The sequence below is a fragment of the Kribbella koreensis genome (genome assembly GCF_039525325.1).
Classification (GTDB): Bacteria; Actinomycetota; Actinomycetes; order Propionibacteriales; family Kribbellaceae; genus Kribbella; species Kribbella koreensis.
This window is the reverse complement of the sequence record NZ_BAAAHK010000019.1, coordinates 1-19085: the sequence shown is the minus strand read 5'-3', so window position 1 is coordinate 19085 and position 19085 is coordinate 1. Positions and strand designations below refer to the sequence as shown.

General features: G+C 67.2%; 21 protein-coding genes. 8 read left to right on the top strand and 13 right to left on the bottom strand.

Going from position 1 to position 19085, the window contains the following annotated elements:
* Positions 1–2: 2 nt before the first annotated feature.
* From ABD116_RS34145 to ABD116_RS34135, 3 genes are all read right to left on the bottom strand, one after another.
* The gene (locus tag ABD116_RS34145; protein ID WP_343980135.1) at positions 3–806 is read right to left on the bottom strand and encodes a hypothetical protein; all 804 of its coding nucleotides are present in this window, start codon (positions 804–806) and stop codon (positions 3–5) included.
* 103 nt (positions 807–909) lie between these two features.
* Positions 910–1596, bottom strand: coding sequence for a PhzF family phenazine biosynthesis protein (locus ABD116_RS34140; protein ID WP_343980132.1), 687 nt, complete (start codon positions 1594–1596; stop codon positions 910–912).
* 50 nt (positions 1597–1646) lie between these two features.
* Positions 1647–1832 carry a hypothetical protein gene (locus tag ABD116_RS34135; RefSeq protein WP_343980129.1) on the bottom strand — a complete coding sequence of 62 codons (186 nt, stop codon included), beginning with the start codon at positions 1830–1832 and terminating at the stop codon, positions 1647–1649.
* Between the two features lie 91 nt (positions 1833–1923).
* Here ABD116_RS34135 and ABD116_RS34130 point away from each other — a divergent pair, with 91 nt between their 5' ends.
* Positions 1924–2343, top strand: a complete 420-nt coding sequence (locus ABD116_RS34130) for an SRPBCC family protein (protein ID WP_343980127.1) — start codon at positions 1924–1926, stop codon at positions 2341–2343.
* A complete protein-coding gene (locus ABD116_RS34125; RefSeq protein ID WP_343980124.1) occupies positions 2340–2888 on the top strand; it encodes a TetR/AcrR family transcriptional regulator in 549 nt (182 codons plus the stop codon). The genes ABD116_RS34130 and ABD116_RS34125 overlap by 4 nt, the downstream gene beginning before the upstream one ends.
* Here ABD116_RS34125 and ABD116_RS34120 read toward each other — a convergent pair.
* On the bottom strand, positions 2867–4024 hold the full coding sequence (locus ABD116_RS34120; RefSeq protein WP_343980121.1) for a serpin family protein: 1158 nt from the start codon (positions 4022–4024) through the stop codon (positions 2867–2869). The two genes, ABD116_RS34125 and ABD116_RS34120, sit on opposite strands and share 22 nt — an antisense overlap.
* 368 nt (positions 4025–4392) lie before the next feature.
* On the opposite strand from ABD116_RS34120, the gene ABD116_RS34115 reads away from it, so the two are divergent.
* Positions 4393–5508: a permease gene (locus tag ABD116_RS34115; RefSeq protein WP_343980118.1), complete on the top strand. Its 1116-nt coding sequence runs from the start codon at positions 4393–4395 to the stop codon at positions 5506–5508.
* A complete protein-coding gene (locus ABD116_RS34110; RefSeq protein ID WP_343980114.1) occupies positions 5505–6221 on the top strand; it encodes a TIGR03943 family putative permease subunit in 717 nt (238 codons plus the stop codon). The genes ABD116_RS34115 and ABD116_RS34110 overlap by 4 nt, the downstream gene beginning before the upstream one ends.
* A 249-nt stretch (positions 6222–6470) precedes the next feature.
* Here ABD116_RS34110 and ABD116_RS34105 read toward each other — a convergent pair whose 3' ends face one another.
* A complete protein-coding gene (locus ABD116_RS34105) occupies positions 6471–7376 on the bottom strand; it encodes an EamA family transporter (RefSeq protein WP_343980111.1) in 906 nt (301 codons plus the stop codon).
* Between the two features lie 73 nt (positions 7377–7449).
* Between ABD116_RS34105 and ABD116_RS34100 the strand changes: the two genes are divergently transcribed.
* Together ABD116_RS34100 and ABD116_RS34095 are read left to right on the top strand one after the other, a co-directional pair.
* Positions 7450–8358, top strand: coding sequence for a LysR family transcriptional regulator (locus ABD116_RS34100; protein WP_343980109.1), 909 nt, complete (start codon positions 7450–7452; stop codon positions 8356–8358).
* A 210-nt stretch (positions 8359–8568) separates the two neighbouring features.
* Entirely contained in the window at positions 8569–10542 is a 1974-nt protein-coding gene (locus tag ABD116_RS34095) for a cellulase family glycosylhydrolase (protein WP_343980106.1), read from the top strand.
* A gap of 92 nt (positions 10543–10634) precedes the next feature.
* Here the strand turns inward: ABD116_RS34095 and ABD116_RS34090 are convergent, their stop codons facing one another.
* Positions 10635–11489: a helix-turn-helix transcriptional regulator gene (locus tag ABD116_RS34090; protein ID WP_343980103.1), complete on the bottom strand. Its 855-nt coding sequence runs from the start codon at positions 11487–11489 to the stop codon at positions 10635–10637.
* 113 nt (positions 11490–11602) lie between these two features.
* On the opposite strand from ABD116_RS34090, the gene ABD116_RS34085 reads away from it, so the two are divergent.
* Positions 11603–13030 carry an MFS transporter gene (locus tag ABD116_RS34085; protein WP_343980100.1) on the top strand — a complete coding sequence of 476 codons (1428 nt, stop codon included), beginning with the start codon at positions 11603–11605 and terminating at the stop codon, positions 13028–13030.
* On the opposite strand, the gene ABD116_RS34080 is transcribed toward ABD116_RS34085, so the two are convergent.
* From ABD116_RS34080 to ABD116_RS34070, 3 genes are read right to left on the bottom strand one after another with little or no spacing between them, the layout of a single operon-like run.
* On the bottom strand, positions 13023–13808 hold the full coding sequence (locus tag ABD116_RS34080) for a pentapeptide repeat-containing protein (RefSeq protein WP_343980097.1): 786 nt from the start codon (positions 13806–13808) through the stop codon (positions 13023–13025). The genes ABD116_RS34085 and ABD116_RS34080 overlap by 8 nt on opposite strands.
* 4 nt (positions 13809–13812) lie before the next feature.
* Positions 13813–14934 (bottom strand): peptide chain release factor 2, encoded by a 1122-nt coding sequence (prfB, locus tag ABD116_RS34075; RefSeq protein ID WP_343980093.1) that lies wholly within the window; start codon positions 14932–14934, stop codon positions 13813–13815.
* A 40-nt stretch (positions 14935–14974) separates the two neighbouring features.
* Complete coding sequence (locus ABD116_RS34070) at positions 14975–15625, bottom strand: TetR/AcrR family transcriptional regulator (RefSeq protein ID WP_343980090.1); 651 nt, start codon at positions 15623–15625, stop codon at positions 14975–14977.
* Between the two features lie 48 nt (positions 15626–15673).
* On the opposite strand from ABD116_RS34070, the gene ABD116_RS34065 reads away from it, so the two are divergent.
* Positions 15674–16504: an NAD(P)H-binding protein gene (locus ABD116_RS34065; RefSeq protein WP_343980087.1), complete on the top strand. Its 831-nt coding sequence runs from the start codon at positions 15674–15676 to the stop codon at positions 16502–16504.
* A gap of 93 nt (positions 16505–16597) precedes the next feature.
* Here the strand turns inward: ABD116_RS34065 and ABD116_RS34060 are convergent, their stop codons facing one another.
* The 4 genes from ABD116_RS34060 to ABD116_RS34045 are packed head-to-tail and all read right to left on the bottom strand — an operon-like array spanning position 16598 to position 19019.
* On the bottom strand, positions 16598–17329 hold the full coding sequence (locus ABD116_RS34060) for an SDR family NAD(P)-dependent oxidoreductase (RefSeq protein ID WP_343980084.1): 732 nt from the start codon (positions 17327–17329) through the stop codon (positions 16598–16600).
* A gap of 33 nt (positions 17330–17362) precedes the next feature.
* Positions 17363–18157, bottom strand: coding sequence for an SDR family NAD(P)-dependent oxidoreductase (locus ABD116_RS34055; protein ID WP_343980081.1), 795 nt, complete (start codon positions 18155–18157; stop codon positions 17363–17365).
* 17 nt (positions 18158–18174) lie between these two features.
* The gene (locus ABD116_RS34050; protein WP_343980078.1) at positions 18175–18609 is read right to left on the bottom strand and encodes a Tad domain-containing protein; all 435 of its coding nucleotides are present in this window, start codon (positions 18607–18609) and stop codon (positions 18175–18177) included.
* Positions 18606–19019 (bottom strand): hypothetical protein, encoded by a 414-nt coding sequence (locus ABD116_RS34045; RefSeq protein WP_343980717.1) that lies wholly within the window; start codon positions 19017–19019, stop codon positions 18606–18608. The genes ABD116_RS34050 and ABD116_RS34045 overlap by 4 nt, the downstream gene beginning before the upstream one ends.
* Positions 19020–19085 lie beyond the last annotated feature (66 nt).

Here is a 19085-nt window from a genome sequence, read left to right as displayed (position 1 = left end):
AGTCAGGCGCCCCGGGCGCCCTGTGAGCGGAGTCGCTGCAGTTCTTTGACCAGGACTGGGAGATAGGTACGGGCTGCGGCGATCAGGTCCAGATCGATTGCGGAGGCGGGCCTGCCGTCGCGATCAATGTAGATGTCTTCGCCTCTCTCGGCGCCGTCGCGGACCATGATGAAGCTGTCGCCGGTCCCGTGGTTGCGGTCTTCGACGTACGACGTCCACGGACCCGGGTCGCCGCGGTCCGAGAGGTCCAGCAGGTGGTTCAGGAGCTCGTCGGTGAGGACGGGAAAGGTTGTGGTGTCCCGGGTCGGAGTCACCCGCCAGGTGCTCTCGGGGAGTTGGCGGCGGAGAGTCTCGTACTCCGGTCCGGTGAGCTCGAGCCAGGCGTCGTTGTGCCAGGGCACGGTCGCCAGCACAGTCGAACCGTCTGCTCTGAGCAGGTGCAGACTCTCCGGGAGATCCGGGAAGGCCCAGTCGAACAGGCTCGAGGCCGCCGACACCAGCATCTCCAGAGAGTCCGGGCTCAGCCGGTACAGATGCCGCGGCGAGGTCAGCCCGTCAGCCAGCCGTGTCCCCGGCCACTCCTGGACCTCGTCCACTTGGATCAGGTACGGCTTCAGGCGGGTCAGTACCGATTCAATGCTCGGCCGCCCACCGTGCGGAGCCCGCGTGATCATCAGCCCGAACGTGCTGGCCAGGGAGGCGGACGCGCCTAGCAGTTCGGCGTACCCGTCGGTCGCCGCGGGGCGCGAGAGCGCGTGCACGCGAAGCGCCGACGCGCTTGTCGCCCCAGAGGCCAGATCACTCACCCTCGGAGAGTAATGGCGCCGACCCTCTGGACGCAGGTCCTTTACGCGCGAAAGGTCGGTGGATGGGCTGCGTTCACAGTCGGGTTGCAGCGTCGGTGATGGCTTAGGGGATGTTGACGATGTCGGTTGGTTGTTCGGTGGTGGCGACCCGGCCGCCGACTGTGGTCCAGCCGTCTTGCAGGAGGGTTGTGTGGAGGTGGGAGCCTGCGCCTTGGATGACGTGGAGGTTGCGGCCGAGGTGGGCGGTTAGCTGGGTGGCGGCCGAACCGGTGGCTTCGTCTTCTTCGATGCCCATCGCAGGGGCGAACATCCGGGAGCGGATGGTGCCGGTGGGCTCGTTAAGCCAGGACCAGAGGTAGGTGTGGCCGGCGGAGTAGTCACGCGGTGAGGCAGCCAGTACTTCCGCAGCGGACTCCAGTTGGTGCCAGGCGAAGGTGCTGCCCCAACTGGAGTGGGCCTGGACCGAGGTGAGGTCGCCGTCACGGGTTACCGGGATTTCGCCGGCCGGCACACGGAGTACAGAAGCTTCGTACCCCTGGGAGTGGAGCCACCAGGCGGCTCCCACGGTGGGGTGGCCGGCGAAAGGCATCTGGGCCAGCGGGGTGAAGATCTGCAGGACGCCGGCGGCTGGGTCGTCGATGAAGACGGTTTCGCTGTAGCCGAGTTGGGCGGCAAGCGCTTGGCGGGATTCCAAGGGGACCTGGCGGCCGTCGACGATGCCCAGGGGGTTGCCGAAAGCGCCCGTAGGGTCGGTGAAGACCCGTACGACGTGGACGTCGACGGTGGTCATCTGGCGCGGCTCAGGTCAGCGAAGGGCGAACAGGAGTCAGCGAGCGAAGGTCAGAGGACGAAGATCGCGACGACGATCGCGAGCAGCACGACGGCGCCGCCGACGATTGCCAGCGTCCGGCCGTTCACCTTCGGCTCCGCGGCCGGCTCGGCCTTGGCCTCGTTGACGAACGCGCGGAACATCTGCGTGTTCGCTCCCGGGTCCTGCTCGTTTTCCGTGAAGTTCTGGTCAGACATGCGGCAGACCCTACCCGGCCGGTCGGCGCATCAGCACTTCAGTATCGCGAATCTGATCGACATCTGACGCAAAGTATGTACCATTTGGTACATGCGCTTCGATCATTCCGTCACCGTCCAGGCCCCGGCCGACCGCGTCTGGGCGATCTTCAGCGACGTCGCCAAGTGGCCCGAGTGGACCCCGACGATCGAGAAGGTGGAGCGGCTCGACGAGGGCCGGATCCATCTCGGCGCCCGGACCCGGATCCGCCAGCCCAAGCTCCCGGTCGCCGTCTGGGAGGTGACGGAGCTGGTCGAGGGCGAGTACTTCGAATGGGTCTCCAAAGCCCCCGGCATCAAGACCACCGGCGGCCACCGGGTCGCGGAGACCCCCGAGGGCACCGTCGTGACTGCGACGATCATCCAGGAGGGCCCGCTCGGCTGGGTGTTCGGCAAGCTGCTCGCCAAGCTGACCAAGGAGTACATCGCCATCGAGGGCGAGAGCCTGAAGAAGGTCAGCGAGCAGGCGTGAGCCGCGAGACCCTGCTGACCGACGCCGTCCAGTACTTCGCCGAGAACGGTATCGGCGACGCCAGCCTGCGCTCGATCGCGACCGGCATCGGGACCAGTCACCGGATGCTGATCTACCACTTCGGCTCCCGCGAAGGCCTGCTCGCCGAAGTGGTCCGTACGGTCGAGGCGCAGCAGCGCGACCTGCTGGCCACGCTCGACAACGACGTACCGATCGAAGAACTGTCCGAGCGATTCTGGCGCCAAGTCACCGAGGCAGCGCTGATCTACGGCCCACTGTTCTTCGAGCTGTCCGCCCACGCCATGCAGGACCTTCCCCACACCGAGGCCCTCAAGGCAGACCTGATCAACGTCTGGCTGCCACCCCTGATCGAACTCTGTATCCGCGCCGGCCTCCCAGAAGACCAAGCACCCGCGTACGCCCGCCTAGGCCTGGCCGCCTCCCGCGGACTCCTCTTCGACCTACTCCTGACCGGCGATCAATCAGGCGTCGACGAAGCGTCCGCCCTGCTCAACAAGCTCTTCTACGCAGGCTCCGTCGGCTGATCGATCCACCCGGCAACCACCGGCAGCCGCGAAGCACGATGTACGGCGACAAACCCGAACGGCCGATCCAGCGAAACCTCCAGCCGCTGCGACTGCGAGGTCTGCATCGACGCCCGCATCAACCCGATCGCCGTCACCGCGGCCGCCTCGAACCCAGTCGCGAAGAACCGCGCCAAGACCGTCTGCCGAGCCGACCCGACCACCAACTGCTCCGGGCTGATCGCACTGAAATGCCCAGCCCCGCGAGGCGGCGACGTCACCGCGGACAACCCGAAGAGCTCCCGTAAAGCCAACAGATCGTGCTCAACCCGCACATTGAAAGCAGGCAGCGACACCCGGACCTCCGGCGCCGGCGCAGTCGTCGTCCCGACACTCACCCCCGGCGCCACCCCACCCCCAGCAAGCAACTCCGCACCACCCACTCCGCCGTCGACGTCAAGCGATGCCGCCAGCAACCCAGCCAGTACGTCGCCAGACGACGCCTCAGCCGCCCCAATCCCGAGCAACACATCCACATCCGCGTCGCCGGCGACGGTCGCCACCGTCACCCCGTCGTACAGGCGCACAGACGACAGATCGCGATCACTCCGCTCGAGCCAATGCCACGACCCACCCGCCCACGGCCCGTCGTGCAGCCGCTTGACCTGCTCCTTGAACGCCCGCACCCAGGTCGTCCGCAGCGACAACGCCGACGCCAGCACGACGGCCAGGTCAGGCGTCACGTCGAGCGGCATCTCCCGAATCAACCCGTCCGTATGCTCCGCCGCCCAAGCATCAAGCTTCGCCTTGTCCGCCGCCTGATCCCCCGTCAGCGTCCCACTCAAAGCAGCCGGTACTACGGAGTCGAACGACTCACTCAACTTCAACTGCTCATGCACCCAAACCCCGAGCGCCGCATGCAGATCAGCCGCACCGTCCACGGCAGCCATCAACTCGACCGCCTGGGCAGCACCGCTAGCGGCATCAACTCCAGCCGCCTCCGCCAACTCACCACGCCCCGGCTCATCCGCCGCCGTCGCGAGCAACGCAAGCAACGGCCACAGCCCGAGCCCCGACACGACCGTGTTCCCCGGCTGCAACGACCGGACCCAGCGCGAAGTGAGTCGGTTGACGGCCCGTACGACGTCAGCATCCATACCGCCCACCCTGCCACGCCCCAACCACTCACGTCCTCCCCACAGCATCTCAGGGGTTAACCCCTCAAGTGGTGGGTTGCCACCCGCGGTTCAGAGGTGGCAACCCACCACCTCGGGGGTTAACCCCTGAGATGGTGGGTGGGGACGCGGGCGGTCGCGGGTGGGGGTAGGCGGGGACGGGACGGGCGGGACGGGCGGAGGCGGGGGCGGGCGAGGCGGGGACGGGCGGGGTGGGACGGGCGGGGCGGGGGGCGGTGGATGGGTGGGTAGGGGGTGTTGCGACTATTCGGCGGGATGACGCTGATTTTCATTTCACGGGCGCGTTGTGTGCTCGTCCGGGTGCGCTCCGCTGTGTCAGGATGCCGCCCATGACGACGCCTGAGGCCACCGAGGAACGGGATTCCGCCGTCCCCACGGCAGATCCCGCCGCGCCGCCCGGACCTCCGCCGGCGCCTTCGCCCGGCCCGGCCGCACCAGATGACGGCCCAGGCGAAGGACCGGCGAGCGCCCGGGAAGACAAGGAGCCGGCCGGGTCGTCGATCGCGTTCACGTTGACGCTGGTCGTGCTGGTCGGGCTCGCGCTGTTCGGCCGGAAGATCTTCGCCGGGCTGTTCACCGACGACGGCGTACGGACCTGGGCGACCATGTTCGTCGGGGTCACCGTCCAGGCGATGCCGTTCCTCGTCCTCGGCGTACTCCTCTCCGCCGCCCTCACCGCCTTCGTCCCCGCGTCCTTCTTCGCCAAGGCGCTCCCCAAGCACCCAGCTCTCGCGGTACCGGTCGCCAGCATGTCCGGCGTCGTCCTCCCGGGCTGCGAATGCGCCTCCGTCCCGGTATCCGCCGCCCTCATGAACCGCGGCGTCACCCCAGCCGCGGCGATCGCCTTCCTCCTCTCCGCACCGGCGATCAACCCAGTAGTACTGGCGTCAACCGCCGTCGCCTTCCCCGGCCAGCCGAAGGTCGTCGTCGCAAGAGCCGTCACCTCACTCGCAGTCTCGATGATGCTCGGCTGGCTGTGGCTGCTCACCGGCAAAGGCAGCAGCTGGCTGAAGATGCCGAAGAACCGGCACGCCGAAGGCACCGGCAAGCTCGAGGTGTTCCGCTCGTCGATGCTGCACGACTTCCTGCACGCGGGCGGATTCCTGGTCGTCGGCGCGGCCGCCGCGGCGACGCTGAACGTCGTCGTACCGCGCCAATGGCTCGACCACGTCGCCGGCAACCTGCTTGTCTCCGTCGTGGTGCTCGGCCTGCTCGCCGTGCTGCTCGCGATCTGCTCCGAGGCCGACGCGTTCGTCGCCGCCAGCCTGACCCAGTTCTCGCTCACCGCGCGGCTGGCGTTCATGGTGGTCGGGCCGATCGTCGACGTGAAGCTGATCGCGTTGCAGACCGGGACGTTCGGGCCGAAGTTCGCCGCCAGATTCGCGCCGGCCACCTTCGTGGTCGCGATCCTGTCCAGTCTTCTCGTCGGGTGGTGGCTGCTGTGAGGCGCAATGTCGCGGGTCTGGTCGTCGTGTTCGTCGGCGCCGCGGTGGTGCAGCTCGCCACCTCGAACACCTATCTGCGGTACGTGAAGCCCGGTATGCGCTGGATGCTGCTCGCAGCCGGCGCCATCCTGATCGTGCTCGCCGTCGCGGACGTCCTCGCCGACACTCGCAAGAAGCCCGGGGATGCCCGCGCCGATGACGGACACGGCCACGGGCACCTGCTGCCGCGAGCCGCCTGGCTGCTCGTAGTACCGATCTTCGCGCTGCTCGTCGTCGACCCGCCCGCGCTCGGCGCCGACGCGGCCCAGCGGCAGTCGCCGGTAGCGGCCAAACCGATCGCGCCGAAAGGCAACTCCTTCCTCGCGCAGAGCGCCGACAGCACGGCCCCGGTGCCGTTGGCGGTGCGGGACTACGCCGTCTGGGCCGTCTGGGAGAAGGAGAGCATGAAGGGCCGCAATTTCCAGCTCACCGGCTTCGTCACGCCCGGCAAGAACGGCACCTGGTACGTCTCCCGGATCGGCCTGACCTGCTGCGTCGCCGACGGAACCGCCTTCATGGTCGAGGCCCGCGGCCAGACCTCCCCGCCCAAGAACCAGTGGGTCACCGTGACCGGCCAATGGGCCGAGCCGACCAAGCGGGCGGACGGCGACGTCGCCGCGCTGACCATCACCGGAGTACAGAACGTCACTCCGCCGGCCAACCAGTACGAGTAGCTCCGCTCTGGACCGCCGGCCTACTCGACGGCCTGGCGAAGAAACTACGAGAACGTCTTCTTCTGGGCGAGACCCCGAACCGCGACGGCTGCATCGATACCGGCTGCCTCAGCCGGAATCGGTTGCTGGGGTCAGCGGGCGGACGTCGGTGCATGCACAACCCCGCAGAGCAAGCGCTTCCCCCGGTGTGTCGGGGTGGTTCGCCGGGGTTGTGCATGCGTGGCGGGGCAAGGGGGGTGAGGTGTCGCCCTAAGCAGCCGATTCGGCGAGTACCCGCTCGACAGCGTCCGCCTTGTCGCGCGTTCGCCGCCGTACGACCGTGCAGGCCATTCCGCCGATGATCAACAAGGCTGCGATCGCTTGCTGGAGACCGACTCGTTCGCCACGGAGGAGCCAGGCTGCGGCCATGCCTACTACTGGGACGAGTAGGGAGAACGGCGCGACGGTGGTGGCGTCGTACTGGCGGAGGAGGTAGCCCCAGATGCCGAAGCCGAAGAGGGTGGAGGCGAAGGAGAGGTAGGCGAGGGCGCCAACTCCGGTGAGGTCGATGGTGCGCAGGGCTTCCAGGTCGTTGCCTGGGCCCTCGGTCAGCAGCGAGAGGGCGAGCAGGGGTAGGACGGCTACCGCGCTGACCCAGACCATGAAGCGCAAGGTGTCCTGGGGTTTTCCCAACCTGGTGGCGACGTTGGCGACACCCCAGCTGGCGCCCGCGAGGATGACCAGGCCCAGGGCTCCGACCGGTGCCGCGAGTTGGTGGTCGACGAGGATGAGGGCGAGGCCGCAGCAGGCGATCGCGATGCCGGCCAGTTGGGCCGGGCGCGGGCGTTCCCGGAGTACGACGATTGCGAAGAGCAACGTGAAGACGACCTGGCACTGCAGGACCAGCGAGGCCAGACCGGCCGGTACGCCGTGGTCCATCGCGATGAAGAGCAGACCGAACTTCGCCACTCCGAGCGCGAGGCCGACGGCGATCACGTACCGCCAGGCGACGCGGGGCGGGCCGAGCAGGAAGATCGCCGGTACCGCCGCGAAGAAGAACCGCAACGCGGAAAAGAACAATGGCGGGAAGCCTTCGAGGCCGACCTCGATGACGACGAAGTTGACGCCCCAGACCACCACGGCTGCGAGGGCGAGGAGGACGTGACGAGGGTTCATGTCAGCAAGTCTGGGGTGGCGTACAGTTAAGGACCAGCGAAGATTGCTACCGCTGACACTGTAGGAGTGCTACATGATCGATCTGGGTCGCCTGCGCGCGCTGCACGCCGTCGCGACGTACGGGTCGGTCGGCAGCGCCGCCGACGCCCTCGGCTACACCCCGTCGGCCGTCTCGCAGCAACTCGCCAAGCTGGAGCGCGAGACCCGTACGGTCCTGATCGAGAAGCGTGGTCGCGGCATCGTCCTCACCGACGCGGCCCTGCAACTCGCAGCCACCGCATCGAAGGTCCTCGAACTGGTGGAGAGCGCCGAGCTGACCCTGGAAGAGCAGCGCGGTCAGGCCATCGGCTCGCTGTCGATCGCCGCCTTCCCGACCGCCACGCGAGGCCTGCTGCCGGCCGTGCTGCCGAAGTTGATGGACGACCACCCCGCCCTCGACGTCACCGTGACGGAGACCGACCCGGTCGAGGCCGTCGCCGCCGTCGCCCGCGGCGAGCTCCACATCGCCATCGTGCACGACTGGCACAACACCCCACTGGCGATCCCCGACGAGCTCTCCAGGATCAAGCTCGGCACCGACCCCGCCGACGTCCTGGTCCCCGCCTCGCATCGGCTCGCGGGCAAGGAGTTCGTCCGCGCCGACGACCTCGTCGGCGAGCGCTGGATCTGCCAGCCGGCCGGCTCGATCTGCCACGAGTGGCTGGTCCGCACGATGCGCAAGGCCGGCGTCCAGCCCGAGGTCGCCTACTCCATCGCGGAGTACCAGACCCAGCTCGCAATGCTTGCCCGAGGCATCGGCATCGGCCTCCTCCCCCGCCTCGGCCGCGGCCCGTTGCCAGCGGGAGTGATCGCTCTTCCCCTCCAACCGGCACCGAGCCGCCGCCTGTACGCCGTCTGGCGCACCGCCACCGCCCGTCGACCCGCCATCGCCGTCACGCTCGCGGCTCTCAAGTCCGGCTGGGCCGCGCGCGACACGGCGTAACGCCAGTCCTCGAAACACCGCTTTTCGGTCCGTCCGGTGGGAGTCCAGTGGGTCACTGGTTCCATCTGGCGGGAATTAGTTCCGTCACTCTTCGCGACCGATTGACAGCGCCTCGCATCGGGGCTAACTTCCTCGGAAATCTATTAGGAAACTTTCCTAACAGCTAGCCGTACCCCTCTCGTCCCCGCCCCTGACGCAGTAGGAGGAACCATGAACCGCCCCCGATGGATCGCTGCGGTGGCGGGTCTCGCGCTCACCGCGACGGCCCTCATCACCACCAGCGCGACCGCCAGTACAACCGCCCCCATCCCGGCGCCAGTTGCAGCCACCCCGGTTTCGATCAACGGACAGTTGCATGTCTGCGGTACCAAGCTCTGCAACCAGTACAACAAGCCGATCCAGCTCCGCGGCATGAGCACGCACGGCATCCAGTGGTACGCCAACTGCATCAAGAAGGCGTCCCTCGACGCGCTCGCCACCGACTGGAACGCCGACATCCTGCGGATCTCGATGTACGTCGCGAAAGGCGAGGACGGCTACGAGACCGACCCGCGCAAGTTCACCGACCTGGTGCACGGCTACATCGAGGAGGCCACCAAGCGCGGGATGTACGCGCTGGTCGACTGGCACCAACTCACCCCCGGCGACCCGAACATCTACACCGCCAAGGCCAAGACGTTCTTCGCCGAGATCGCCGAGCGGCACAAGGACAAGAACAACATCATCTACGACATCGCCAACGAGCCGAACGGCGTTCCGTGGGCCAAGATCAAGTCGTACGCCGAGCAGGTGATCCCCACCATCCGCGCCAAGGACCCCGACGGCGTCGTCTTCGTCGGTACCGCCGGCTGGTCCTCGCTCGGCGTCTCCGACAGCCGGACCGAGGCCGACGTGATCAACAACCCGGTCAACGCCACGAACCTGATGTACACCTTCCACTTCTACGCCGCGTCCCACCACGACGAGTACTTCGACGCCCTGTCGCGAGCCGCGGACAAGATCCCGTTGTTCGTCACCGAGTTCGGCACCCAGAACTACGAGGGTGAGGGCGCCAACGACTTCGCCTACTCGCAGAAGTACCTGGACTTCCTGGCCGGCAAGAAGATCGGCTGGACCAACTGGAACTTCTCCGACGACGAGCGCTCCGGTGCTGTCTTCAAGGAAGGCACGTGCGCGGGCAACAACTTCACCGGTACGTCGGTACTCAAGCAGGCCGGCGTCTGGATCCGCGACCGGATCCGCACCGCCGACGACTTCCCGACCGACGGAACCGATCCGACCGATCCCACCGAACCGACCGATCCCGCGACCACCATCAACGTCTCCACCGCGGCCCAGCTGAAGACGGCCCTGACCGCCGCCAAGCCGGGCGACACCATCAAGCTTGCCGACGGCACCTATACCGGCAACTTCAAGACCACCCTCTCCGGTACCTCCTCGGCGCCGATCAAGCTCACCGGCTCGGCGAAGGCGATTCTGACCGCGAGCGGTGGCTACGGCCTGCACCTCAACGGCGCGAGCTACTGGCAGGTGTCGGGCATCACCGTCACCGGCGGCCAGAAGGGCATCATGATCGACAACGCGACCCGCGTGCTGATCGACGGTGTCACCGTGCACGGCCTGGACATGGAGGGCGTGCACTTCCGCAACAGCAGCACCTACGGAACGATCAAGAACTCGCTGATCTACGACACCGGCAACGACGGCCGCGGGATGGGCGAAGGCGTGTACGTCGGCAGCGCCGGCGGCCTGGACGACAAGTCGGACAACGTGCAGATCCTCGACAACACGATCGGTCCGGACGTCGGCGGCGAGGCCGTCGACCTGAAGGAAGGCACCAAGGGCGGCCGGGTCGCGGGCAACAGCTTCGACGGCCGCGGGCTGACCGGCGCCAATTTCGACGACAGCTGGATCGATGTCAAGGGCAACAACTATGTGATCGAGAACAACACCGGCAAGAACACGACCAACAACGGCTTCGAGACCCACATGCAGCAGGACGGCTGGGGCTGCGGCACGGTCTTCCGCAACAACAAGTCCGACCTGACCGGCGCCACCGGAGCCGGTCGTTACGCCTTCAACATCACCAACTACGACGCCTCCACCTGCAAGGTCACCATCGACCGCTCCAACACCATCACCGGCGGCAAGGCCCTCACCAACCCGGGCATTCCCGTCAGCTGATCCGGACCGGCCGGTGGGCTTCACCAGGGCTCACCGGCCGGCCTCCGCAAGTCCACGCCCCGGTCGCTCCGCCCCGACGACCGGAGCGTGGATCAGCCGTCTACCAGAGTGTTGAGCTTGGCTTCGGACTCGTCGTCGACCGGGGTGTAGGTGGTCAGTCGCATTCCGGCCGCCTGGCTCACCCAGAGATTCACCGCCTCGACCCGCAGGAGGCCGACCTTCTCGTTGTCGATCACCTTGATCTTCGCGCTCGGCGCGGCCACGTCGTACCGCTGCCAGAGCTCCGCGAACAGCGGCGAGTTCACCAGCAGCCGCTCGGTCAGGTCCTGCCAGCTCGGCTCACCCAGATGGGCGGCCGACGCGGCCCGGAACCCCGCGACCATGTGCTGCTCGATCGACTCGTGATCGATGAAGGCGCACCGCCACTCGTCCGACACGAAGGTCAGCCAGAGCAGGTTGCGCTCCTCGATCGGGATCTCGTCCATGTTGAGGAGCACCTTGCAGTACGCGTCGTTGAACGCCAGCACGTCGTACCGCGAATTGACCACCGTCGCGGGGTACGGCGAGAGCTGGTCGAGCATCTTCTGCACCGACCCTGGTAGGGCAGCGCAGTCGCCCTTGCCGGGGCCGAGCGCGATGCCCGCCAGCGTGTACAGATGGTTGCGCTCCAACCGGTCGAGCCGGAGCGTCCGGGAGATCGCCTCGAGTACCTGGGCCGACACGTTGATGTCGCGACCCTGCTCAAGCCAGGTGTACCAAGTCACGCCGACGCCCGCCAACTGGGCGACCTCTTCGCGCCGCAGGCCCGGAGTACGGCGTCGTCCGCCGGGTGCGAAGCCGACCTCGTCCGGCTGGATCCGCTCCCGCCGGCTGCGCAAGAACGCGGACAGCTCCCGCCGTCGCTCGTCCTTGTCGGTGACGACTGGCACGCTGCTCAGCAGACTCACCTCCCCATGGTGCAGCCCCCGGCAGTCTGACGAAAGCCTGGTGCCGGGTGCTGCCAATACCAGGATAACCAGGCTCTCACCACCAGGCTCCTGGTGAGCACATGCTGGGTGTCATGACAGACCAGCTCCAAACCGCCCGGCTCACTTCACCTCAGCTCTCGAAGTCACCTCTCGGCCCGGTCGCCCTCACCACCTTGCTCTTCGGCGCCTTCCTGCCGATGCTCTCCTTCTTCATCATCAACGTCGCGCTGCCCGCGATCGGCTCGGACCTGCACGCGAACGCCGGTGAACTGCAGCTAGTCGTCGGTAGCTACGGCATCGCCAACGCCACCCTGCTCGTGGTCGGTGGCCGGCTCGGCGACGGCTTCGGCCGCAAGCGGCTGTTCCTGTTCGGCATCGTCGGTTTCACCGTGATGTCGCTGATCTGCGCGATCGCGCCGACCATCGGCGTACTGCTTGCCGCCCGCGTCCTGCAGGGTGCGGCCGCCGCGGCGATGACGCCGCAGGTGCTCGCCTCGATCAGCAGCCTGCTCACCGGCGAACACCGCGCTCGCGCGATGGCCATGTTCGGTGTGGCGGGTGGCTCGGCCGCCGCGCTCGGACAGATCCTCGGTGGTGCTCTGGTCGAGGCCAACGTGTTCGACCTCGGCTGGCGTGCGGTCTTCCTGGTCAACGTCCCGGTCGGCTTGATCGCGATCGTCGCCGCAGTGAAGCTCCTGCCCGAGACTCGCGCCGACAAGGCCCAGCGGGTCGACCTGGTCGGCGCCGGTCTCCTGGCTCTCGCACTGGTTCTACTGCTGCTCCCCCTGACCGAGGGCCGCCCACTGGGCTGGCCACTCTGGACCTGGCTCTCCCTCGCCGCCACGATCCCTGCGGTCGCTCTGCTCGGCGTACACCAGCACCGGTCCGAGAAGGCCGGTACTGCGCCCCTGATCCCGCCCTCGGTACTACGGCTGCGCCCGATGCAGATCGGATTGCTTCTGGCCGTAGGGTTCTTCACCACCTTCGGCGGCTTCATGTTCGTCTTCGCGCTGGCCACCCAGGGCGAAGCCGGGATGTCCCCACTGGAAGGCGGTCTGAGCCTGCTGCCGATGTCGGTCGGCTTCCTGATCACCTCGATCTACGGACCGCGTCTGCAGCAGAAGTACGGCGCAGGCCTCATCCTGCGCGGCTGGATCGTGCAGTCAGTCGGGTACGCCGCTCTGGCTGTGGTTGCCCTCACCGTGTGGCCTGACGTGACGCCGTGGACGCTAGCGATCCCCATGTTGATCGCAGGGTTCGGCAGCGGTCTGGTGATGGTCCCGCTGATGGGTGTAGTCATCGGTCAGGTCCCGGCTGCCCAAGCTGGTCTCGGTAGCGGGATCCTGCTCACCAGTCAGCAGACCTGCCTCGCACTGGGTGCTGCAACGGTCGGTACGGCGTACCTGTCGCTGGCGGGCACGTCCTGGGGACAGGGTGGCGCATTGGCAGCAGTAGCCCTGGCCATCACCGCCATCTCGCTGCTGATGACACCGGTGACTCACCAGCTGCGGTCTAAGTAGTCCAGTGGGCTGGGCGAGTCACTGCCTTGGGAAGCTTGGTCTTGGAGTCACCCCGGGCGGCGTTGACCTGGGACTGGGTGAGGAACAGTGAGCCGGTGAGGTCGGCGCCTTCCAGCCTGGTGTCACGGAGGTCGGCACCGATCAGGTCGGCTTGCCTCAGGTCGGCCTCGCGGAGGTCGGCCGCGATCAGGTAGGCACCCCGGAGGTTGGCACTGTGCAGGTCCGCGCCGCGGAGTTTGGCCCCGAACAGGTCAGCTCCGCGGCGTTCCTTCTTCTTGCCGGGCTTGCCACGCACGAGGGCGCTGGTCTGCAACAGGAGTTCGTTGACCTTCGCGCGCTCGCCTTGGAGATCGACCTTGGTGACATCGGGTTGCAGCGTGAGCTTCTCGATCTGGTCGCTCGCGGCGCGCAGGTCGGGGTGGATTGCCTTGGTTTGCGGCAATTCGAGCGCCTCAGCCAGGTACCAGAGCAGTTCGTGCAGTTGGCGCATGATCGGCAGCGCCTCGAACAGCTTCTGGCCTGGTTGCTCACGCCAGCTGCTGCCGGCCTGCCGGGAGATCTTCTGGCCGGCGCCGAAGCAGTCGTACACCGTGCAGCCCTGGAAGCCTTTGGTCCTGAGCTTGCTGTGGATGCCGCAGCGGAAGTCCTGATCGAGATTCGGGCAAGGCTCGCCGGCCGCCTTGTCGATCGCGAAGTCGGCCGACTTCGCGAAGGTCAGCGCGACGCAACAGAGGCCGAAGCAGCTACCGCAGTCGGCTCGGAGATCCGCCCTGAGCACTCGGTCAGTTCTGTTCGGCAGCCGTCTGGCCGGTCCGGCGCCAGCGGATGCCGGCCTCGATGAACTCGTCGATCTCACCGTCGAAGACACCGCTGGTGTTGCCCGACTCGTACAGCGTCCGCAGATCCTTGACCATCTGGTACGGGTGCAGCACGTAGGAGCGCATCTGGTCGCCCCACGAGCCCTGCACGTCACCGCGCAGCGAGTCGATCTCGGCCCGCTCCTCGGCCTTCTTCAGCGCGAGCAGCTTCGCCTTCAGGATCACCATCGCGGAGGCCTTGTTCTGCAGCTGGGACTTCTCGTTCTGGCAGGAGACCACGGTGCCGGTCGGGATGTGGGTGATCCGGACCGCCGAGTCGGTGGTGTTGACGCTCTGACCGCCGGGCCCGGACGACCGGTACACGTCGATCCGCAGCTCCTCGTCCGGTACGTCGATCTCGTCGGTCTGCTCCAGCACCGGGACCACCTCGACCGCGGCGAACGAGGTCTGCCGGCGGCCCTGGTTGTCGAACGGGGAGATCCGGACCAGCCGGTGGGTGCCCGTCTCGATGCTCAGCGTGCCGTAGGCGTAGGGGGCCTTGACGCCGAAGGTCGTGGACTTGAGGCCGGCCTCTTCGGCGTACGACGTGTCGTAGACCTCGGTCGGGTAGCCGTGCCGCTCGGCCCAGCGCAGGTACATCCGCTGCAGCATCTCGGCGAAGTCGGCCGCGTCGACGCCGCCGGCGCCCGAGCGGATGGTGACGAGCGCCTCGCGTTCGTCGTACTCGCCGGAGAGCAGGGTGCGGACCTCGAGCGACTGGATCGCCTTGGCCAGCGAGCCCATCTCCTTGTCGGCCTCGGCCAGCGTGTCCGCGTCGTTCTCGTCGCGGCCCATCTCGACCATGATCTCCAGGTCCTCGATCCGGCCGCGCAGCTTGACCACCCGGTCCAGGTCGGCCTCCAGCCGCGACAGCTTCGAGGTCACCTTCTGCGCGTTCGCCTGGTCGTTCCACAGATCGGGCGCGGCGACCTGCTCGCCGAGGTCGGCGATGTCACGGCGCATGCCCTCCAGATCGAGAACTTTCTCGATCGAGGTCAGGGTCGCGTCGAGTTGCTTCAGGTCAGCATCGAAATCAGGTCCAGCCACAACCAAGCAGCGTACCCGGTCGGCGTCCCAGGCCGGGAATTCAGCCCCGCCACCCGTGCTTCAGCGCACCGAACACCACGTCGGCCGCCTCCTCCATGGCCTCCTCGTACCGCGCCACGTGACTGGCCTGGGGCTGCTCGGGCAAGACCCGGGCGAACTCCGCCTCCAGTACTTTCTGAGCCGCCTGGTACTGGGCCGCGATCACACGGGCGCCGAGCGGATCGAGCTGCGGATACCGGTCCTGGAGCGCCTGGACCATCAGGACCTCCATCTCCTCGGCATTCTTCCGCCGTCGGGCCAGCAGCGCCGGACTCTCCTCGATGGTTCGGGCGAAGGCCTTCCAAGTCACCAGGTGCTCCGACCGCAGCCGCATTCGCAACTCGTCCAGGTAGTACTGCTCGAGCACCTCGATCACGCCGGCACCAGGGTCGGCCTCCCGGATCGCCCGCACAGGCCCGAGCCACCAGGCGTCCTCGTCGAAGAGCAGATCCTCCTTCGTCGGGAAGTGGTTGAAGACGGTCTGGACGGCGACATCGGCCGCCTTCGCCACCTCCGCGACGGTGACTTGATCGAATCCGCGCTCCATGAACAGCCCGGTCGCGACGTCCGAGATCAGCTGCCGCGTCTGCTGCTTCTTCCGCTCCCGCCGGCCGACCTCCTGGTTCTCCATGGACAGCAGCTTAGCGAGCATGCTTTACTTCCTCCATAGTTGTAGTCACTACAAGTTTGGAGCTACACCATGACAATCCTCGTCACCGGCGGCCGCGGCAAGATCGCCCGCGCCGTCCACGCCGGCCTCGTCGCCGCCGGCCGCACCGTCCGCGTCGCCAGCCGCGAACCCGCCGACCTGCCCGGCGCCATCACCCTCAACACCGCCCACCCGGTCTCGCTCGCCAACGCCCTCGACGGCATCTCCCAGGTCTTCCTGTACTCCGACCCGTCGACCGCCGCGCTCTTCGTCGAGGCCGCCGAGAACGCCGGCGTCAAGCAGGTCGTCCTGCTCTCGTCGATGGCCTCGCAGGCCTCCAACGACGACGCAGCGGCCGATCCGCACGGTGAGGCCGAGCGCGTCATCACCGACGGCGCCTACGCGACGACTCGGTTGCAGCCCGGGACCTTCATGTCTAACGCGATCTACTGGTCGTACCAGGTCCGCGCCACCGGTCAGATCCGGCTGCCCTACTTGGACGCCGAGGAAGCGCCTATCCATGAACTGGACATCGCGGACGTCGCTTTGAAGGTGCTGCTCGACGGGCCTGGTGGCTCGCACGACGGTCGCGCGTATCCGCTGACCGGGCCCGAGTCGATGACCCGGCGGCACCAGATCGAGCTGATCACCGAGGTCACCGGCGTACCGATCGAAGCAGTCGATCTGACTCCCGAGCAGGCCTTCGTCGAGATGGCCAACACCATGCGCAATCCCGCGCAGCTCGCGTCGCTGATGGCGTACTGGGCGTCGCGCGTTGGCAGCCCGCACCCGTTGGAGCCCAACGTCGAACTACTCACCGGCACACCTGCGCGCACCTTCGTCAGCTGGCTGCGGGACAACCCGGGCGTCTACAGCAACTGAGCGCGGCCGACGCCGACGCTCCTGCGGCAGCCGACGCCGACGCGCTTGCGGCAGCCGACACCAACGGGCTTGCGGCAGCCGACAGGCTTGCCTTCAGGGCAGGATCGAGTCGATGTAGCCGCCGTCGACGCGGATTGCGCCACCTGTGGTCGCGGCGGCCTGGGTGGAGCTGAGGTAGACGATCATCTGGCCGATCTCGGCCGGCTCGATCAGACGCTGGGTGAGCGACTTGGGGTCGTCGAGCTCCTCGCTGGCTGGTCCACGCGTGGGGCCGGCCAGTACTGAATTCACTGTGACCCCGGTACCTGCGGCGGCCTTCGCGAAGCCGCGGGTCACTGCGAGCAGAGCGGTCTTGGTGACGCCGAGGTGCACCATGTGGAGCGGGGTGGCCACTGCTGCTTCGCTGGCGATGCTCATCACCCGGCCGAAGCCGCGCTCCATCATTCCCGGTAGGTAGTGGCGGATGAGCCGGACCGCTGAAAGGACGTTCACCTCGAAGTACCGGCGCCACTCGTCGTCATCGATCTCGAACACCGGCTTCGCACCATAGATCCCGAGGTTGTTGACGAGGATGTCTACCTCGGGAGTTGCTTTGAACAGCTCGCCTGCTCCGCCTTCCGAGGCTAGATCGGCTGCAACCGCGGTCACCTCGGCATCCGGTACCTCCCGCCGAACCGCTGCCGCTGCATGCTCGGTCCTTTCCTCACTACGTCCGTTAACCACCACTGCTGCGCCGGAGCGGGCCAGCTCGGTGGCGATGGCGAGCCCGATACCTTGGGTCGATCCGGAAACCAGTGCGCGGCGGCCGGTCAGGTCGAGGTTCATGAGGGCTGGCTGTGCGTAGTACCGGCGTACCGGCTAGGGGAGGATCGAGTCGATGTAGCCGCCGTCGACGCGGATGGCGCCGCCTGTGGTGGCCGAGGCCTGGGTGGAGCTGAGGTAGACGACCATGTTGCCGATCTCGGGCGGCTCGATCAGACGCTGGATCAGGGAGTACGGGCGGTGTTCCTTCATGAACTGGCGTTGCGCCTCGTCCCAGGGCATGTCGTCGCCGACCAGCTCGCCGACGAACTCCTCGACACCGGGTGTGTGGGTGGGGCCGGCCATCACCGAGTTGACCGTGACGCCGGTGCCGGCGGCGGCCTTCGCGAAACCACGCGTCACGGCCAGCAGCGCGGTCTTCGTGACGCCGTAGTGGACCATCTCGAGCGGTGTCACCACGGCGGAGTCGCTGGCGATGTTCATCACCCGGCCGAAGCCGCGCTCCATCATGGTGGGTAGGTAGTGGCGGATCAGCCGGACGGCGCTCAGCACATTGACCTCGAAGTACCGGCGCCACTCGTCGTCATCGATCTCCAGCACCGGCTTCGCGCCGAAGATGCCGAGGTTGTTGACGAGGATGTCGAGCTCGTCGACCTTCGCGAACAGCTCGTCGGCGCCAGCTCCTGACGCGAGATCGGCCGCGACCGCGGTCACCTCGGCGTCGGGTACTTCGCGCCGGACTTCCGCCGCGGCCTGCTCGGTCTTCTCCTGGCCACGCCCGTTGACCACCACCGAGGCACCCGACCGCGCCAACTCGGTCGCGATCGCCAGCCCAATCCCTTGGCTGGACCCCGAAACCAGCGCCCGCCGCCCCGTCAGATCGATGTCCATAGCCCCACTGTGCCCTATCACCTGATCGGTACTACGGCCGCCGCGTCCGAAGCGATATCGGCCGACCCCTGCCACCCGGGCGGCTCGAACGGAAGATCAACCGTCGACGTCAAGGTCACCGTCACGGTGGTACCGGTGACGTCGGCCGACCAGTCCAACCCGTCGAAACGGTTGCCTGCGCCAACGGAATCCAGGTAGTCCGCGGTCAGCCGGCGCGCCTCGTCGGGGTCGAGCTCGGCGTTGCCTTCACCACTCGGCTGCGCGTAGATCGCCGCCAGACCGTTGGCGGCGGCCAGTACCGCGCCATCCGCGGTCGCGTCGAGATCCCGGCGTACCAGAAACACCTTCGAGATATCGGTGACGACCACGATCATCAGCAACACGATCGCGGTGAACCCGATGATGAGCACCGTCATCTGCCCGCGCTCGTCCCGCTGCCGCCGTGACTTCATCCGTCGCCCTTGGCTTCGCGATAATCCCCGAACGACTCGGTATGCGAAGCACTGATGTGAATCGCCGGCCGCTCCCCACCGAGCGCATCCGGAATCAACGGCAGCGGTACCTCCGTATCCAACTCGACGGTGACCGTCGACCCCGGCTGCAAACACGCCGGATCACAACTGATCTTGAGCTCCCCCGGGCTCAACTCCATCCCCTGATCCTTCATCGCAACCCTCGCGGCTTCGAACGCCCGCTCCCGAGCCTCATCCTCCGACAACCCAGCCGGCACGATCACAAACGCCCGACCCGCCGCCCGAGTAGCAGCAGTAGCCCCATACGAAGCCCGCTGCACATCGAAAACCCCCAACATCACATAAATCAACGGCACCAACAGCAACAAAGCCAACCAAGAAAACTCCACCACAGCATTCCCCCGCTCCCCCCGCCCACCCACCCCGCCACGCCCACCCAGCCCAGCCCACCCACC

What these genes read in the sequence shown, in the direction of transcription:
- ABD116_RS34140 (WP_343980132.1), bottom strand. Translation starts at nt 1,596, where the DNA reads ATGACCACCGTCGACGTCCACGTCGTACGGGTCTTCACCGACCCTACG.
- ABD116_RS34135 (WP_343980129.1), bottom strand. Translation starts at nt 1,832, where the DNA reads ATGTCTGACCAGAACTTCACGGAAAACGAGCAGGACCCGGGAGCGAAC.
- ABD116_RS34130 (WP_343980127.1), top strand. Translation starts at nt 1,924, where the DNA reads ATGCGCTTCGATCATTCCGTCACCGTCCAGGCCCCGGCCGACCGCGTC.
- ABD116_RS34120 (WP_343980121.1), bottom strand. Translation starts at nt 4,024, where the DNA reads ATGGATGCTGACGTCGTACGGGCCGTCAACCGACTCACTTCGCGCTGG.
- ABD116_RS34115 (WP_343980118.1), top strand. Translation starts at nt 4,393, where the DNA reads ATGACGACGCCTGAGGCCACCGAGGAACGGGATTCCGCCGTCCCCACG.
- ABD116_RS34105 (WP_343980111.1), bottom strand. Translation starts at nt 7,376, where the DNA reads ATGAACCCTCGTCACGTCCTCCTCGCCCTCGCAGCCGTGGTGGTCTGG.
- ABD116_RS34100 (WP_343980109.1), top strand. Translation starts at nt 7,450, where the DNA reads ATGATCGATCTGGGTCGCCTGCGCGCGCTGCACGCCGTCGCGACGTAC.
- ABD116_RS34095 (WP_343980106.1), top strand. Translation starts at nt 8,569, where the DNA reads ATGAACCGCCCCCGATGGATCGCTGCGGTGGCGGGTCTCGCGCTCACC.
- ABD116_RS34085 (WP_343980100.1), top strand. Translation starts at nt 11,603, where the DNA reads ATGACAGACCAGCTCCAAACCGCCCGGCTCACTTCACCTCAGCTCTCG.
- ABD116_RS34070 (WP_343980090.1), bottom strand. Translation starts at nt 15,625, where the DNA reads ATGCTCGCTAAGCTGCTGTCCATGGAGAACCAGGAGGTCGGCCGGCGG.
- ABD116_RS34065 (WP_343980087.1), top strand. Translation starts at nt 15,674, where the DNA reads ATGACAATCCTCGTCACCGGCGGCCGCGGCAAGATCGCCCGCGCCGTC.
- ABD116_RS34060 (WP_343980084.1), bottom strand. Translation starts at nt 17,329, where the DNA reads ATGAACCTCGACCTGACCGGCCGCCGCGCACTGGTTTCCGGATCGACC.
- ABD116_RS34055 (WP_343980081.1), bottom strand. Translation starts at nt 18,157, where the DNA reads ATGGACATCGATCTGACGGGGCGGCGGGCGCTGGTTTCGGGGTCCAGC.
- ABD116_RS34050 (WP_343980078.1), bottom strand. Translation starts at nt 18,609, where the DNA reads ATGAAGTCACGGCGGCAGCGGGACGAGCGCGGGCAGATGACGGTGCTC.